The sequence below is a fragment of the Massilia sp. W12 genome, assembly GCF_037300705.1.
Lineage (GTDB): Bacteria > Pseudomonadota > Gammaproteobacteria > Burkholderiales > Burkholderiaceae_D > JACPVY01.
Genome location: NZ_CP147776.1, coordinates 4,210,390 through 4,225,510 on the forward strand (window position 1 = coordinate 4,210,390; position 15,121 = coordinate 4,225,510).

At 57.3% G+C, this 15,121-nt stretch carries 17 protein-coding genes; 3 read left to right on the forward strand and 14 right to left on the reverse strand.

The window, feature by feature from the left end:
- Window positions 1–82 precede the first annotated feature (82 nt).
- Genes V8J88_RS16885 through mraZ form a run of 4 tightly spaced genes read right to left on the reverse strand, consistent with a single transcriptional unit; the run spans window position 83 to window position 3,506 of the window.
- Window positions 83–1,846, reverse strand: a complete 1,764-nt coding sequence (locus V8J88_RS16885) for a penicillin-binding protein 2 (protein WP_338845388.1) — start codon at window positions 1,844–1,846, stop codon at window positions 83–85.
- Entirely contained in the window at window positions 1,843–2,121 is a 279-nt protein-coding gene (ftsL, locus tag V8J88_RS16890; RefSeq protein ID WP_338845389.1) for a cell division protein FtsL, read from the reverse strand. The genes V8J88_RS16885 and ftsL overlap by 4 nt, the downstream gene beginning before the upstream one ends.
- Window positions 2,118–3,071, reverse strand: coding sequence for a 16S rRNA (cytosine(1402)-N(4))-methyltransferase RsmH (gene rsmH / locus V8J88_RS16895; protein ID WP_338845390.1), 954 nt, complete (start codon window positions 3,069–3,071; stop codon window positions 2,118–2,120). Before rsmH ends, ftsL begins: the two co-directional genes overlap by 4 nt.
- Before the next feature lie 6 nt (window positions 3,072–3,077).
- Window positions 3,078–3,506, reverse strand: coding sequence for a division/cell wall cluster transcriptional repressor MraZ (gene mraZ / locus V8J88_RS16900; protein ID WP_338845391.1), 429 nt, complete (start codon window positions 3,504–3,506; stop codon window positions 3,078–3,080).
- A 14-nt stretch (window positions 3,507–3,520) separates the two neighbouring features.
- Here mraZ and V8J88_RS16905 point away from each other — a divergent pair, with 14 nt between their 5' ends.
- Window positions 3,521–3,736, forward strand: a complete 216-nt coding sequence (locus tag V8J88_RS16905; RefSeq protein WP_338845392.1) for a hypothetical protein — start codon at window positions 3,521–3,523, stop codon at window positions 3,734–3,736.
- A 330-nt stretch (window positions 3,737–4,066) separates the two neighbouring features.
- Window positions 4,067–5,017: an AAA family ATPase gene (locus V8J88_RS16910; RefSeq protein ID WP_338845393.1), complete on the forward strand. Its 951-nt coding sequence runs from the start codon at window positions 4,067–4,069 to the stop codon at window positions 5,015–5,017.
- A gap of 113 nt (window positions 5,018–5,130) precedes the next feature.
- On the opposite strand, the gene V8J88_RS16915 is transcribed toward V8J88_RS16910, so the two are convergent.
- Complete coding sequence (locus tag V8J88_RS16915; RefSeq protein WP_338845394.1) at window positions 5,131–5,403, reverse strand: hypothetical protein; 273 nt, start codon at window positions 5,401–5,403, stop codon at window positions 5,131–5,133.
- Between the two features lie 105 nt (window positions 5,404–5,508).
- Between V8J88_RS16915 and V8J88_RS16920 the strand changes: the two genes are divergently transcribed.
- Window positions 5,509–5,913 carry a DUF4440 domain-containing protein gene (locus V8J88_RS16920; RefSeq protein WP_338845395.1) on the forward strand — a complete coding sequence of 135 codons (405 nt, stop codon included), beginning with the start codon at window positions 5,509–5,511 and terminating at the stop codon, window positions 5,911–5,913.
- A gap of 66 nt (window positions 5,914–5,979) precedes the next feature.
- On the opposite strand, the gene V8J88_RS16925 is transcribed toward V8J88_RS16920, so the two are convergent.
- The 9 genes from V8J88_RS16925 to V8J88_RS16965 form a co-directional block, all read right to left on the reverse strand.
- Window positions 5,980–6,201 carry a hypothetical protein gene (locus V8J88_RS16925; protein WP_338845396.1) on the reverse strand — a complete coding sequence of 74 codons (222 nt, stop codon included), beginning with the start codon at window positions 6,199–6,201 and terminating at the stop codon, window positions 5,980–5,982.
- Window positions 6,202–6,213: 12 nt separating this feature from the next.
- Window positions 6,214–6,684 carry a hypothetical protein gene (locus V8J88_RS16930; RefSeq protein ID WP_338845397.1) on the reverse strand — a complete coding sequence of 157 codons (471 nt, stop codon included), beginning with the start codon at window positions 6,682–6,684 and terminating at the stop codon, window positions 6,214–6,216.
- A 168-nt stretch (window positions 6,685–6,852) separates the two neighbouring features.
- Complete coding sequence (locus tag V8J88_RS16935) at window positions 6,853–7,377, reverse strand: hypothetical protein (RefSeq protein WP_338845398.1); 525 nt, start codon at window positions 7,375–7,377, stop codon at window positions 6,853–6,855.
- 78 nt (window positions 7,378–7,455) lie between these two features.
- On the reverse strand, window positions 7,456–7,812 hold the full coding sequence (locus V8J88_RS16940; RefSeq protein WP_338845399.1) for a hypothetical protein: 357 nt from the start codon (window positions 7,810–7,812) through the stop codon (window positions 7,456–7,458).
- A gap of 218 nt (window positions 7,813–8,030) precedes the next feature.
- On the reverse strand, window positions 8,031–8,528 hold the full coding sequence (locus V8J88_RS16945) for a hypothetical protein (protein ID WP_338845400.1): 498 nt from the start codon (window positions 8,526–8,528) through the stop codon (window positions 8,031–8,033).
- On the reverse strand, window positions 8,525–8,932 hold the full coding sequence (locus tag V8J88_RS16950) for a hypothetical protein (protein ID WP_338845401.1): 408 nt from the start codon (window positions 8,930–8,932) through the stop codon (window positions 8,525–8,527). Before V8J88_RS16950 ends, V8J88_RS16945 begins: the two co-directional genes overlap by 4 nt.
- Window positions 8,933–8,959: 27 nt before the next feature.
- Entirely contained in the window at window positions 8,960–10,246 is a 1,287-nt protein-coding gene (locus V8J88_RS16955; RefSeq protein WP_338845402.1) for an amidohydrolase family protein, read from the reverse strand.
- A complete protein-coding gene (locus V8J88_RS16960) occupies window positions 10,239–11,684 on the reverse strand; it encodes an NCS1 family nucleobase:cation symporter-1 (protein ID WP_338845403.1) in 1,446 nt (481 codons plus the stop codon). The genes V8J88_RS16955 and V8J88_RS16960 overlap by 8 nt, the downstream gene beginning before the upstream one ends.
- Before the next feature lie 165 nt (window positions 11,685–11,849).
- Window positions 11,850–15,074 (reverse strand): EAL domain-containing protein, encoded by a 3,225-nt coding sequence (locus V8J88_RS16965; RefSeq protein WP_338845404.1) that lies wholly within the window; start codon window positions 15,072–15,074, stop codon window positions 11,850–11,852.
- Between the last annotated feature and the right edge of the window lie 47 nt (window positions 15,075–15,121).

Below are 15,121 nucleotides of genomic sequence, written 5' to 3' on the forward strand. Positions count from 1 at the left end.
TGGCGCAGCCATGTCACGCTGGCGGCGCAAGCTGCGACCTGGGCCGGTTCTGCCGGACGGGAGGGGGTTTGCGCTTCAGTAATCACATATTCTCCTGCACACCGTCAGTCGGGATGATGATATTGGTAATCGTGGAGTCGGGCGCCACGTTCAGAGAACGCAGGGCATTCGCCGCCACAGCGGAAAAAGTCGGCGCGGCGACATCGCCGCCATAATGGAAAAAGCCGCCCGGTTCATCGATCATCACGGCGATGATGATGCGCGGGTCAGACATCGGCGCCATGCCCACAAAGGAGCCGATGTATTTGCTCTTGTCATAGCCGCCGCGCACCGGTTTGTAGGCGGTGCCGGTTTTGCCGCCGACCCGGTAGCCCGGCACTTGCGCTTTCGGCGCGGTGCCTTCGGGACTGACCACCGATTCCAGCATGACGCGCATATCGTGCGCGGTTTTGGGCGAAATCACGCTCTGACCTTTCGGCAATTCATTCACTTTCAGGAAAGACAGCGGAATGATGTCGCCTTCGCGCGCGAAAATCATGTAGGAGCGCGCCAGCTGAATCAGGGACACGGAAATACCGTGGCCATAGCTCATGGTGGCTTGCTCAATCGGGCGCCAGGATTTGGCCGGGCGCAAGCGGCCCGCCACCGCGCCCGGGAAGCCGAAGCGCGGGGCCTGACCGAAGCCGGCGCTGGTCAGTTCGTCCCAGAATTCCTGGGCCGGAATCTGCAGCGTGATCTTGGCCGTGCCCACGTTCGACGATTTTTGAATGATTTGCGAGACCGTCATCGCGCCATGCGGATGCGCATCGCCAATGGTGCGGCCGCTGATGGTCATGCGTCCCGGCGCGGTTTGAATCACGGTGTTGGGCGTGATGCGCTTGGTGTCCATGGCCAGCGCAACCGGGAACGGTTTCATGGTCGAACCAGGCTCAAAGGTGTCGGTCATGACGCGATTGCGCAATTGCGCCCCGCTCAAACCGGCGCGCTCATTCGGGTTGAATGTGGGGTAATTCGCCAGCGCCAGCACTTCGCCGGTTTTCACATCCAGCACCACCACTGCGCCCGCCTTGGCTTTGAATTTGGCGACGGCGTCTTTGAGTTGCGTGCTGGCGATGTATTGCAGCTTGGAATCAATCGAGAGCACCACTTCTTTACCATCGCGCGGTTCATTGCGGGTCGCGATATCTTCCACAATCCGGCCCAGACGGTCTTTGATGACGCGCCGGCTGCCGGGCTGACCGACCAGATTTTTTTGCTGCGCCAGCTCAATCCCTTCCTGTCCCATGTCCTCGGCATTGGTAAAGCCGACCACATGCGCCATCACCTCGCCTTGCGGGTAATAGCGTTTGTATTCTTTGCGCATTTCAATGCCGTCGATTTTCAGAGCGGCGATTTTGTCGGCAAGCGCAGGCTCGACCTGGCGTTTCAAATACACCAGGCTGCGTTCTTTATCCAATTTTTTATACAGCTCGTCTTCGCTTAAGTCGAGCAGCTTGGCGAGTTCTTTAAGCTGGCCGCGCCCGGCCGCCAGGACATCTTCCGGCACGGCCCAAATCCCCTTCACCGGCAGGGATGAGGCCAGCACTTCGCCATTGCGATCAGTGATGCGGCCACGGGTGGCCGGCAATTCCAATGTGTGGGCGTAACGCAATTCGCCTTTTTTCTGCAGGAATGCGGTGGAAATGCCTTGCAGCCAAAGCGCGCGCCCGATCAGCGCGGCAAATGCGGCAAACAGCAAGAACATGACAAAACGCGAGCGGCCCGAAGGCAGCTTGACGCTTAACATCGGGCTTTTGCAAAACGGCACGCCCTGTCCGGCGGCCACGCGCGCACTGTTCTTTTTCATTTGCCCTCCATGCCCAGATACTGGGTGCGTTCAGGGGTCAAGGGCATCATTTGCAGACTGTCTCGCGCCACCTTTTCAATCCGGGCGTTATTGCCCAGGGTGGATTGATCCAGTTGTAATTGCGACCAGGCGATATTCAATTGACGTTCTTCAGCGCGCGCCCGTTCGAGTTCGATGAACAGACGCCGGCCATCGTATTGCGCCCGCACCAGGGACAGGCCGCAGATGGTCAGCAAAAGGCAGAGCAAGAGATTGATGCGATTATTCGCGCTCATGCGGCCTCCCCGATCCGTTCCGCTATGCGCAACACGGCGGAGCGCGCGCGCGGGTTGGCGGCGACTTCCGCTTCGCTGGGCATGATGCGTCCCAGCAGGCGCATTTTCGGTTGCGGCAGCTCATGCGCGCGCAAGGGCAGGCGGCGGTCCGGCTGCTCGGCTTTGGCCAGACCGGCCATGAATTGCTTCACGATGCGGTCTTCCAGCGAGTGAAAACTGATTACCGCCAGACGCCCGCCGGGGGCCAGCAGATCAAACGCCTGGCTCAGTCCGGCTTCCAGGTCCGCAAGCTCTTGATTGATGAAAATCCGTATAGCTTGAAAGCTGCGGGTGGCCGGGTCCTTGCCCTTCTCCCGGGTTTTGACGGCGCGCGCCACGAGCTGGGCAAGCTGGAGTGTGCTTGAAATCGGTTCGACTGCCCGGCCAGCAACAATCGCCTTTGCAATCTGAAAAGCATACCGTTCTTCCCCATAATTGCGTATCACTTTCTCGATAGATTCCAAACTGGCTTGATTCAACCACTCTGCGGCGGAAACGCCGCGTGTGGGGTCCATGCGCATGTCGAGCGGGCCGTCGGCGCGGAAGCTGAAGCCGCGCTCGGGTTGATCAACCTGCGGTGAAGAAATGCCCAAATCCAACAGCACCCCATCGACTTGCGTCAAACCGCGCGCCGCCAGACAGGCGCGCATTTGCGCAAAACTTTCATGTTCGATGGCAAAGCGCGGATCGCTGATCTGCTGCGCCGCAGCGATTGCCTGCGGGTCTTTGTCGAATGCGATCAAACGTCCCTGCTCTTGCAAATGGGACAGGATCAAGCGGCTGTGGCCGCCGCGCCCGAAGGTGCCGTCCAGATAAACGCCATGCGCACGCGCGCCGTGCAAGGCCAAAGCCTCGACTGCTTCATGCAACAGCACCGTATGGTGCACCGCTGTGTGCGCCGTTTGCGTCATGTGTAATTAAAAGGAAAAGTTGGCGAGGGTATCCGGCATGCCTTGCGCCAGCGCGGCGGCTTCATCTTCCGCCAGCTTTTGCGCATCCCAGATTTCAAAATGTGTGCCCATGCCCAGCAACATCACATCGCGCTGCAAGCCGACTGCATCGCGCAATTCCGGCGCGATCAGAATCCGGCCTGCCGAATCGAGTTCGACATCACAGGCATTTCCTAAAAAAATTCTTTGCCAGGCCCGTGCTGACATCGGCCAGGCGGCGATTTGCGCCCGATGGGTTTCCCACACCGGACGCGGAAACAGCAACAGGCAACCGTGCGGGTGGCGCGTGAGCGTGATCTGCCCTTCGCATTGAGCGAGCAGGACGTCACGATGCTTGGCAGGAACTGTCATCCTGCCTTTCGCATCGAGATTGATCGCGGAAGCACCTTGAAACACGGGAAGCCTTGTTAATGTTTTTGCAATTATTTTTTATTCAGGTTCTGCTGCTGCCTGTTTTTGCGGCTCAAAATTCCCACAAAAAAACACTTTATGACACTTGCGCCCACTTTAGAGGAAGGAAACTGCAAGGTCAAGCGGATTTGCGCCGCAAAACGGCGGAATTTTTGAATGAAGTCAAGGACTTAGCGCACTTTGAAGAGAAACAGAGAAAAGAAAAACATAAGTAAAATGAAGCACTTACCGTGTTTTGTGAAAGTTGCACATGATTTGTACACATGTGTTTTCTCTGGCAAACGGACTCTGGCGCAAAGTCTTGCGCTGCAAGCAATATGATGCATTGCAAGGTGTTTCAGTTTGCCACTTTCAGTGCCACACAAGAATATTATCTTGCCTTCAGGAAATGCCGTTTGCGCCGATACATTTTGCAAGGCCGCAACATATCCCGGCCTCAGCCGCGCCGGGGCATTTGCAGGCGGCGTGGATTGTTATAGTCTTAAGACATGGCTGGCGCAGATGGGGCCGGCGCATATCGGGGCTTTGAAGAATGGAGAGCGATCATGACCATTACCCTTGCTCATACCCGCACCGTGTATGACATCGCCGAAGTGCAAGGTGCGATGGAGCGCAGCCAGGGCCGCCTGCCTGAGCTGGACGCTTTTTATGAACGTATGATGGATTCCGGCGGCGAACGTTTTGTCACCAAACCCTCTTCCACTGCCGCGCTGGACGATCTGTACGAAGAATGTCCGAATTTTGCCGAAGTGCTGGACGATCTGGCGCGCTATCTCGGCCTGGCCTTAGCCGGCAACGCCAGTGTGAACTTGATGCCGCTGCTTTTGCTGGGCGAGCCGGGGGTGGGCAAAACCCATTTCGGCAAACGGCTGGCGCATGCGCTGGGCACTGAGTTTGAATTCATCAGCATGAACAGCTTGTCCGCCGGCTTCATCATCAGCGGCAGTTCGGCCAGTTGGAAAGGGGCGAAATGCGGCAAAGTGGCGGAGCGTCTGGTGCGCGGGCAGTATGCGAATCCGGTGATGTTGCTCGATGAGGTGGAAAAAGCGAGCGGCTCGACCCAATCCGATCCGCTGTCTGCGCTGTATCAATTGCTGGAGCCGGAAACCGCCAGCACTTTTCGCGATGAATTCATTGATGTGGACTTGGACGCCAGCCAGATTTTCTGGGTGATGACGGCCAACAGCACCGATGGCATTCCGGCCCCGCTGCTTTCGCGCATGGCGGTGTATGAAGTGCCGGGGCCGACTGAGGAGCAGGCGTTTGCGATTGCGCAAAGAATTTACGACGGCTTGCGACAGGAATTGAAGTTAAGCCAGATGGATGGCGATTTGCAGGAAGAGGCATTGCAACGCTTAGCGCAAATCTCGCCGCGCGAAATGCGCAAAACCCTGCTGGATGCGATGGGCCACGCGGTGGCTGCGGGCCGGCAGGGGATTCTGGCGGGAGATGTCAAGCCAAGGCAAAATACAAGGCAGCAGCGGATGGGATTTTGAATCTGGCTGGCTGAGGCCTGAACAATCCGGCGGGGTGGGAGCAAAAGCACGCCCATCCTGCCGGCTTGAGGCTGCACACCGCAACATGGCGCGCCAGCCCAAAAAAGGGGCTTTTATGCCTCACCACCCTTGTATTTTTTACTGGCTCTTTTGAACAAGACCACAGTGCTTCCGACACACAACGCCAGCAGGAGCACAACACTGAGCACGCGGCCGGGAACATTCATCTGTTCATTGCTGCCGGCGATGAACAAGACGCCAAAAAGAATCAAATAGGCAAAAAACCAAGTATGCAGACCCATTCCATCCACCCACCTGGATCGCAATTCCCAATACCCAAACAACAGCAGAGCAAAAAAAATGAGTAAACCGAGTGAGATAGGCATTTTGCCTCCGTGATAATCTGATTTCCTATAACATCATATCTTATTCGGGGTATGGCGCCAAGTGGCGTGCCCTTGGAGGCGTCAGTTTTCTTGAGCGGAGTACAAATGACAAATAGCGACTTACAAACACTTTTAGTAAAGCTGGAGCGCGAGCTGCACAATCCTTCCACCCATCATAAGCGCGCGCGTCTGGCTGAATTGCTGCACCCTGACTTTCTTGAATTTGGCCGCTCGGGCCGCAGTTACACATTTGCGGAAATAGTCGAACATTTGAGCGCGGCGGCGCCAGAGCAACCCTGGTTGAACGGATTGAAGGCGCAAAACTTCAAGCTGCGTTTGCTGCAGGATGGGCTTGCCCTGCTGACCTATCAATCTGTCAACCTCGACGCGCAAGGTCAGCCAGGCCTGCACGCCTTGCGCTCTTCAATCTGGCAGCAAAACGCCAGTGGCTGGCAAATGATTTTCCATCAAGGCACGCCTACTGCAGTTTTTGCGCTGCAGGCGGAGTGATCAGAGGGGAGCACACGCCCTCCCCGTTTTACGTAGAAAATTAGCGCAATGGTGAAAAATAACAGATCATCCCCCAGTTAATTGGTCGTAAGGGGGAAGATTGAGGATTGTTTCAGCCAGTTGATCATAAGCCTCTTCAAGATTTTCAGCGACTCGTCGCCGCTCTTCTAACAACAAATACTCTTCTGGCTCCAACTCTCCATTTTCGGCCCCTTCCTGCAAGGCGCGCAATTCTGATGCAACAGCTTGAATACATACAATCAAGGCTTCAGTGCTTATTTCCGGCATGTTATTTCCTCTTTAATTCTCAGATTTTGCCAACTCACATTGACGCACGATCGCGGCACGAGCCATATTGTTCAAATATCCCTTCATTTGTGTAACCGTCATACGGGATTTGCATTCTATTTGATAGTGATAACCCTTTAAGTTTGGGTTATATGAGCTGGTCTTTTGCTTTTTATCCTTAATCATCACCAACTCATCACTATATTCCGTTCCAATCGGTATCCAAAATTCTTTTGTAGGAAACCATCCCGATACATCATGCAAAGAAGTACCACCGCCAGGCAAGACTTCAGGGCCATTTTCACCCAAAGCAGTTTCCACATCGGCCTTACTGGTTACCATCTTACCTAACCTGTTACTATAGTATTCAGTATCTTCCCAGCGTGGATCAAGTATGCCATCACCAGGGTAAATACCAACTTTAATGCTTTTAAAAGATTTATCCATAACGGATCTATATAAATCACATTGTGTTTTTGCCATCGCTTTCTCCAGATAAAGTAAGCCGACCGCCTGTCCAGTGCAGCGTCTCTACAAGCATGCAAATTTATTGAGAACAATCCATTAGAAATAACTCCCCTGGTATGTCTTTGTGATTTCACACGCGTGGGCACAAAAGCGTGCCCACGCTACATTGGCGCTGGCCAAACATCAAGGCCAAGGCGTCCCAGGCGTGCAATTTTCCACAAACAGAATAATATTCCGGCTGTCATTCGGGATATACACTTGATTCACCGCGGAAGCCGGCAAAGTGCCGCTGGTGCAGGTGGCGCTTTGACCGGGACCGACCACAACCTTGGTTCCCACCTTGATGGTGCAGGAACTCATGATATTGAGCGGACTCCATTCCGGGCAGATATCGTTTTTCTTGGCGTATTCTTCACGCGGGCCGACCGGCTTGTCAAAACTCCACCAACGGCCATACACAGTGTAGGCCTTGTCTTTGTCCCATACGCGATACACCGTGACCGGCTTCTCAGCGACAAACACCTTGCCTTTGCACAGCGCGCCCTTGCCCGGTGCGCCAATGGCCGAGGCCAGCAGCGCATCGTCAGTGGCGGGAACCATGCCTGCCGGCGGGGTGATCACATCGCCAACGCATTCTTGTGCGGCGACGCCAAAGCTGGCGCCGGCGAATAAAGTTGCGATTAATAAAGATTGCCGAAATGCTTTCATTTGTTTCTCCTGAAGAACAGCAAAAACCAAAGCGGCCAGCAGCCGCCAACAGATACAGCCAAAGTGAAGCGAAAATCTTTATGCGGCGAAAGCCTGCAGGCGCGCCAGCGTCAGGCGCTGATTGCCGCGCGCCCATTCGTGCGCCAGATCATGGCCGCTCAGACTGTGATCGCTTTGCGCCGCCAACCAGGTGATGAATTCGGTTTCAGTTGCAAACACCAGGCATTCCGGCTGCTGCCCCTGGATACGCATGTTTTGCGCTTGTTGCGGGGTGGTGATCTGCCCGTCATACACTTCGGCGCAAACAAACTGGCCATCGATCATGGCCAGGCCGATGCCGCAATATTCCGGGTGCTGCTCAATCAAGGTTTTGCCATTGCGCAAGGCTTGCGCCACGGCTTGCGCTAAAACCGGGCCTATCGTTTGGGTTGTCATATGCGTCAATGCAGGTGTTGGAGGATGGCCGCAGTATGACAGGATTTGCGGCGCTGACGCTTTTTGCGCACAAGCTGCAGCCCCGGCTTGTGGGGGATGCGCAACAACGCGGGAAAGCGGCTTGCCGCTGCCCTTTCAGGCGCCGCGAACCGCCCGCTGGAGGACTGAGGCCGCAGGCTTTGCTTACGCTCAGCCCGGTGCGGCGGGTTGCAGATGGTTCAGGGTTTTGCTGTGGCTTTTTTAGCGCTGGCGGCGGGCTTTTGCTGCAATTCTTTTTCCATTTGCAAAATCAGCGCAACCCGGCTTTTGCAATCGCCTTCCACCAAGGGGCACAGTTCGTGGTCGCTTAATTTCATCGCGCTTTGCTGTTTGCGCATGCGCGGCAACCAATCGTGTGCGGATTTTTCCGCGCCGGGCAAGCCGGTGCGGGCGGAGTTGGCGGCGCCGATCCAGGCGAAATACAAAATGCCCATGCGTTCTTGCTGCGCTTTGGCGCTGCGCCCTTTCACATTGGCGTGATGGGCTTGCAAACAGGCGTCGTATTCGTGCGCATCGTCGTGCATCAAGTCGTGGCAATCTTCGCGCGCGCTGGCGGCGGCGGCGCGCATCGCTTCTTGTTGCGGCGTGAGCGTATTCGCACTGGCTGAGGCGGCAAACGCCGGGGTCAGACTGAACAGCGCCGCCGCCGCAATTCCAACTGTCAAACCTGGCTTCATTTCGACTCCAGCTTGCCAGGCCCGCTGCATTCGCCTTGGATATAGCCGCTCACTTTGCTGTCAATGCAAGCTTTGCATGCATTCGAGAAGGTTTGCAGATTTTCCGAGGGGCAAGGCGGGCGCACGCAGCGCACGCCGGTATCGCGCACCGCGCACACCGGTTTGTAATCGGCAGTGCAAATTGTGCTTTTAGAACGCGGGCTGGGGCAGGCTTGCATGCGTTCTTTCACTTGCGCCACTTGTTTCACCAAGGCTTCATCGGACGGCTGGGAGGGCGGGGCCGACGGCGCGGCTGCGCTGGCGGCGGCAGGCGCGGCGGCTGGCGCTTGTGCAGGCGGGCTGACCTGGGCGCAGGCGCTGCAAATGAATAACATCAGGCTGCTGACGAGAATCGAGACTTTCATGGTTTTCTCCAAAGAAACATTCCGGTGTCAGAGCGCTCTTTGCAAGCGAAGTTCCGTTTGCGCCGGGCGTCCGGGTAAATGCAGGCGCACGCTTTGCGGCGGCTGCTCGGCCAACAGCACGCCGTCTTTCCACACCGCCAGCCGGGCGGCGCGCAGGCGGATCGCTTCGGCGCAGTTGGCGGCGTCGAGCAAGACCATGCTGGCTGGCGCGCCTTCACGCAAGCCCCAATCCAGGCCCAGAATCTGCGCCGGACGGCTGGTGACGGCGGCAAAGCAGTCCGAAATCCCTTGCTGTGAAGTCATTTGCGCCACATGCAATCCCATCTGCGCCACTTCCAGCATATCGGCGGAACCAAAGCTGTACCAGGGGTCCATCACGCAATCATGGCCAAACGCCACCGGCACGCCAGCGGCCAGCAATTCCGGCACACGGGTCATGCCGCGCCGTTTCGGATAGCTGTCATGCCGTCCTTGCAGGGTGATATTGATGAGCGGATTGGCGATCGCGGCCAGGCCGGCTTCGGCCATCAGCGGCAACAGCTTGCTGACGTAATAGTTATCCATCGAATGCATGGAAGTCAGGTGCGACGCCGCCACCCTGCCCTGCAGCCCCAGCCGCTGCGCATGGTAAGCCAGGGTTTCGACATGACGCGAATGCGGATCGTCGGATTCATCGCAGTGCATATCGACGCGCAAACCGCGCGCCGCCGCCAGTTCGCACAGCAGGCGCACCGATTCCGCGCCGTCGGCCATGGTGCGCTCAAAATGCGGGATGCCGCCCACCACCTCCACCCCCAAGTCCAGCGCCTGCTCCAGTTGCGCCAAGGCGCCCGGGCTGCGCAATACGCCGTCTTGCGGGAAGGCCACCAACTCCAGATGCAAATACGGGGCGACGCGGCGTTTGACTTCCAGCAAGGCGCGCACCGCCAGCAAGCGCGAATCGCACACATCGACATGCGAGCGGATCGCCAGCACGCCGCGCGCCACCGCCCAGTCGCAGTATTCCAAGGCGCGGCTGATGATGGCCTCTTCTGTCAGATGCGGTTTCAACTCGCCCCACAGCGCAATGCCTTCGAGCAGGGTGCCGCTTTGGTTCAAGCGCGGCAAGCCCAGGCTGAGCGTGGCGTCCATATGAAAATGCGCGTCAACAAAGGGCGTACTGAGTAATTTGCCATGCGCGGCAATCTCGCGCGCCGCCGCCACGGCCAATTGCGGCCCGATGTGGACGATGCGCCCGCCCTGCACCGCCACGTCTTGTTGCTGGCGGCCATCGGGCAGATTCACGCCGCGCAAAATGAAGTCGAGTTCAGCCACGTTGCCCCCGACTCAACAGCCAATAACACAAGCCGGCCAGACTGATGCCAACAAACCAGGCATACACATACACATCCAAAAAGATTTGCGGCGGGGTGGCGACCAGATTCGGGGCGGCGGCATGCAAAAAGCCGGGCAGATTCGGCAGCACGCCGCACAAAAAGCTGATCACCGCCTTGTGATTCCAGCCATTTTTGTAGGCATATTCGCCTTGTTCCTGATACAGCGCATTGCAATCGAGTCGGGTGGCGCGCAGCAGGTAGTAATCAACGATCATGATGCCGGCAATCGGCCCCAGCAAAGCGGAATAGCCGACCAGCCAGGTGAAGATATAGTTTTGCGTGCTTTCCAAAATTTTCCACGGCATCATCAAGAGCGCAATGCCGACCGTCAAATAACCGCCGGCGCGGTAACTGATGCGGGATGGCGAGAGGGCGGAAAAATCATATGCAGGGCCGACCAGATTCGCCGCCAGATTCACGCTCACGGTATCAATCAACAGCACGATCAAGGCGAACAGCACGGCGGCGCCAGTCATGCGGCTGGCCAAATCAACCGGGTCCCACAGCGCTTTGCCATAAATCACCACCGTGGCGGATGTCACCAGCACCGCCAACACCGCCAGCAAACCCATGGGGCCGGGCAAGCCTATGCTTTGGCCGACGATCTGGTCACGCTGACTTTTGGCGAAGCGGGTGAAGTCCGGGATGTTCAAGGCCAGGGTGGCCCAAAAGCCCACCATCGCCGTCAGGCTGGGCCAAAACACCTGCCAAAATTGGCCGGCTTTCGCGCCGCCGGCTTCAAATGCCGATGGTTTATCCCACATCGGGCCAAAGCCGCCGGCTTTGTCATGCGCCCACCACAGCAACATAAAGCAGACAACGATTTTGAGCGGCGCGGTCCAGGTTTCCAATTTGCGCACCGATTCGATGCCGTGCACCACAAACCAGAGTTGAATCGCCCAGAAAAATAAAAAGCACAAGAGCTGGCTCAAACTGATGCCAAGCAGGGCCAGCTTGGGGTCAGCCAAGGGGCTGCCGATGATGACGCCGAGCAAGGTGTGCACCATCGTGCCGCCAAACCAGGTTTGGATGCCATACCAGCCGCATGCCACAATCGCGCGCAGCAAGGCCGGCAGACGCGCGCCGCGCGTGCCGAAGGAGGCGCGCACCAGCACCGCATACGGAATGCCGTACTTGGTTCCGGCATGACCAATCAACAGCATGGGAATCAAGACAATCAGATTGGCCAGGAACACGGTGCCGGCGGCTTGGCCGGCGGACATACCGTTATCGATCAGACTGGAAGCCAAGGTGTAAGCCGGAATGCACATCACCATGCCTATCCATAGGGCGGCAAAATGATACCAGCGCCAGGTGCGCTGTTCGACCGTGGTCGGGGCCAGGTCATGGTTCCACAGTTCGGAAGAAGTATTCACGCGTTCTCTCTTATTTTGGGGGAAGGGAAAGGCTGGACAATTTGCGGCATTGTCATTCCATTAAGCTTGCCTGATGAACAGCCGGAACGCTTCGACGATAGCATGCTTTTGAGTCGCTGCCGTTTTTTGCTATATGCTGGCGCAAAAAAAACAACAGGCGCTGCGTTAATGGCTGGCGCTATCCCAGCGCTGTAAAAAATCTTCAAACGCCGCGCCATCCAGCGGGCCGGCGAAGAAGAAGCCTTGCGCATAGTCGCAGCCGGCGCGGGTCAGCAAATCGCGCTGGGCGCGGGTTTCCACGCCTTCGGCCACCACTTTCAAACCGAGTTTATGCGCCATCACGATGATGGATTCACATAAGGTCAGGTTATCGTCATCGTTTTCCAGATTGGCGACAAAGCTTTTGTCGATTTTCAGATAATCGATATCAAATTTCTTCAGATACGAGAGTGAAGAATAGCCGGTGCCGAAATCATCCAGCGAAACTTGCATGCCGGCGTCGCGGAAGGCCAGCAGTTTTTCGGTGACATTCGTCTCCACATTCATCAGCAAACCTTCGGTGATTTCAATCACCATGCTCTGTCCGGTCAGCCCCAATTCCTGCAGATAGCGGAACCAGGCGCGCGTCGGCCCGCCATCTTTGCGGAATTGCACAGGCGATTTATTGACGCTGATTTGAAACGCGATGCCGAATCGGTCGCGCAGGCGCGCCACTTCGCGCGCGGATTCGCGGAAGACCCAATCGCCGATGTCATTAATCATGCCGGTCTCTTCCGCCAGCGGGATAAACTCCGCCGGGCTGACCAGGCCGCGCACCGGATGCCGCCAGCGCACCAGCGCTTCAGCCTTGTGTATCTGGCCGTTGTTCAATTCAATAATCGGCTGGTAATACACACAGAATTGGCCGCCCTCAATCGCCACCCGCAAATCATTGGTCAGGCGGCGGCGCGCCTGCGCCGCATGCTGCATTTCCGCTGCAAAATAACAATGCCGGTTGCGCCCGGCGTTTTTGCTGCTGTACATGGCCTGGTCGGCATGTTTCAGCAAGTCCTCAATTTCGCGCGCGTCGTCCGGGTACAGCGCAATGCCGATGCTGGCGGAAATATACGCCTGTTCCTGATTGAGCAAATACGGTTCGGCCAAACTGCCGATTAAATCACGCGCAATCCGCTCCACGCATTCAATATCATCCAGTTGCGAGAGCAAAATCACAAATTCATCGCCGCCCAGACGCGCCACCGTGTCGGAGGCGCGCACGCATGCGCTGATGCGGCGCGCCGCCTGCACCAGCAGCACATCGCCCATATCATGGCCGAGCGTGTCATTGACTTCTTTGAAGCGGTCCAGGTCGATCACCAGCAAAGCCAGACGGCAGCTTTCGCGGCGCGCTTTCAAGATTTCCTGCTGCAGCCGGTCTTGCAGCATATGGCGGTTGGCCAGCCCGGTGAGGGCGTCAAAATTGGCCTGACGCCAGATCAGCTGTTCTGACTTTTTGCGCTCGGTGATATCGGAACAGACCCGCACATGGTGCGTGATCTGACCGTTTTCAGCGCGGATTTGCTTGACCGAGAGCGCCTCGACATACAATTCGCCGTTTTTACGGCGCTGATTGAATTCGCCGCGCCAATATTGCTGATGCTGCAGCGCCAGCATCATATTTTCATATTCGTCATCCTGCCCGTCATCGAGCAAAAAGCGCGGGTTCTGCCCTTCGATCTCGTGCAGGCTGTAGCCGGTGATGGCGGAAAACGCCGGATTGATGGCCATGATGCCCATATCCGGCCCGCACACCAGCACGCCCTCATCGACTGTATTGAAAACTGTGATCGCCAGCCTTTGCGCCTCTTCGCGCAGATAGCGTTCGGTGATATCAATCGTGGTGCCTATCATTTGCACCGGCTGCCCGGCGGCGTTGCGATGCACCTCGCCTTGCGCATGGATATGACGCACCGAGCCATCCGGCCAGACGATGCGGTATTCAACATCGTAAGGCCGCACACCGGCCAGGGCATTGCTCAACGCCTGGCCGACTTTGGCCACATCGTCAGCATGCAGAATGCGGAAAAAAGCGTCATGCGAGGGGCGGCCCGATTCCGGCGGCAGACCGAAAATACGGAATAACTGTTCTGACCAGATTTCCGAATTGTCCACCACATTCCACTCAAATGTGCCGAGATTGGCGATGCGCAATGCGGTGCGCAACAGATATTCATTGGCGCGCAGCGTGCTTTCCATCTGCTTGCGCGCGGAAATATCGCGCGCCGATGCATACAGCAGGGTTTGCCCCTCCAGCTCCAGGCGGATAGCGTTGATTTCCACATCCAGCGCATGGCCGTCTTTGTGTAAATACAGCGCTTCCAGCATGCGCCCATGCGGCGGCAGCGACAAAATGAGCTGGCGCAATTCGAGCGCCGACCACTGCATTTGCCATCGGCATGCGTCGCGCCCGACCAATTCGTCTTCGGCATAACCCAGCAAGTGGCAGAATGCGGGATTGACCTGAACCACCCTTCCATCCAGGTCAAGAATATGAATGCCATCGCTGGAAGCCGCCAGCAACATGGCGTTTTTATGACTGGCGGCGGACAATCTGCGCTCCGCCTCTTTGTGTGCGCTGATGTCTAAGGCCATGGTGATCATCAGGCGGCTGCCCTCAAACAGCGAGTGCACCGGGCGCAAATGAAATTCCCAGGTCAATTGACGGCCATCGGCGGATTTGAGTTGAAACTCCCCTTCGGTGCTGTGGTCGCCATCGGCAAAGCTGCGCGCCATGGCCTGCTGCAGCGCCTCGCGCTGACCGGCTTGCATGGCCAGGGCCAGCCAGCTTGGCAAATCCGGTGTCTGCTGCAAATCATAGCCGCAGGATTGCACCCAGGTTTGGCTCAGCATCAGGATGGCGCCGTCTTCGGCATGCAACATCATCGGAATCGGCGCATCGCTGACCACTTGCCGTAAGCGGCTGGCGCGCTGGCGCGCTTCGGCCAGGGTCTGCTCACTTTCCATTCGCACCTCGGCCGCCAGCCGGCTTTGCTGCGTCAGATATTGCAAAATGCACAGACGGTTGCGCCATTGCCAGGACGCGCTGCGGGAGTCGATGAATTCAAATAACAAGCCTGCGGGCAATTGCGCCGCCAGTTGCGCGTCGCCATCCACAATCAGCAGCGGCAGATGGGGCGCGGCTTGCTGCAGCTGCGCTGCAGCGTCCGGCAGCCAGGGACAGGCGGCATGCGCCAGGGCTAATAAAAACGGGCCGGCAGCGCTCAGCGCCGCCTCGATCTGCGCCAGATCCGCCGCCATCCGTATCCCGCCTTCATATTGCAGCCATGGCAAGTCGCGCTGCAAAGCGGCAGGATCGGGGTCAAACAGCAATATCGCGGGGTTGCTCTGCATGCCAGCTTCCATCGCAATCCCGGCGCAAGCGCCGGGGGTTTGAGTCA

Bases quoted from the DNA above. Each gene is read 5' to 3' on its own strand.
- V8J88_RS16945 (WP_338845400.1), bottom strand. From the start codon at position 8,528: ATGAAGCCAGGTTTGACAGTTGGAATTGCGGCGGCGGCGCTGTTCAGT.
- V8J88_RS16915 (WP_338845394.1), bottom strand. From the start codon at position 5,403: ATGCCTATCTCACTCGGTTTACTCATTTTTTTTGCTCTGCTGTTGTTT.
- V8J88_RS16910 (WP_338845393.1), top strand. From the start codon at position 4,067: ATGACCATTACCCTTGCTCATACCCGCACCGTGTATGACATCGCCGAA.
- V8J88_RS16950 (WP_338845401.1), bottom strand. From the start codon at position 8,932: ATGAAAGTCTCGATTCTCGTCAGCAGCCTGATGTTATTCATTTGCAGC.
- V8J88_RS16940 (WP_338845399.1), bottom strand. From the start codon at position 7,812: ATGACAACCCAAACGATAGGCCCGGTTTTAGCGCAAGCCGTGGCGCAA.
- V8J88_RS16930 (WP_338845397.1), bottom strand. From the start codon at position 6,684: ATGGCAAAAACACAATGTGATTTATATAGATCCGTTATGGATAAATCT.
- V8J88_RS16920 (WP_338845395.1), top strand. From the start codon at position 5,509: ATGACAAATAGCGACTTACAAACACTTTTAGTAAAGCTGGAGCGCGAG.
- V8J88_RS16935 (WP_338845398.1), bottom strand. From the start codon at position 7,377: ATGAAAGCATTTCGGCAATCTTTATTAATCGCAACTTTATTCGCCGGC.
- V8J88_RS16905 (WP_338845392.1), top strand. From the start codon at position 3,521: ATGTTTTTGCAATTATTTTTTATTCAGGTTCTGCTGCTGCCTGTTTTT.
- V8J88_RS16925 (WP_338845396.1), bottom strand. From the start codon at position 6,201: ATGCCGGAAATAAGCACTGAAGCCTTGATTGTATGTATTCAAGCTGTT.
- V8J88_RS16885 (WP_338845388.1), bottom strand. From the start codon at position 1,846: ATGAAAAAGAACAGTGCGCGCGTGGCCGCCGGACAGGGCGTGCCGTTT.
- ftsL (WP_338845389.1), bottom strand. From the start codon at position 2,121: ATGAGCGCGAATAATCGCATCAATCTCTTGCTCTGCCTTTTGCTGACC.
- V8J88_RS16965 (WP_338845404.1), bottom strand. From the start codon at position 15,074: ATGCAGAGCAACCCCGCGATATTGCTGTTTGACCCCGATCCTGCCGCT.
- rsmH (WP_338845390.1), bottom strand. From the start codon at position 3,071: ATGACGCAAACGGCGCACACAGCGGTGCACCATACGGTGCTGTTGCAT.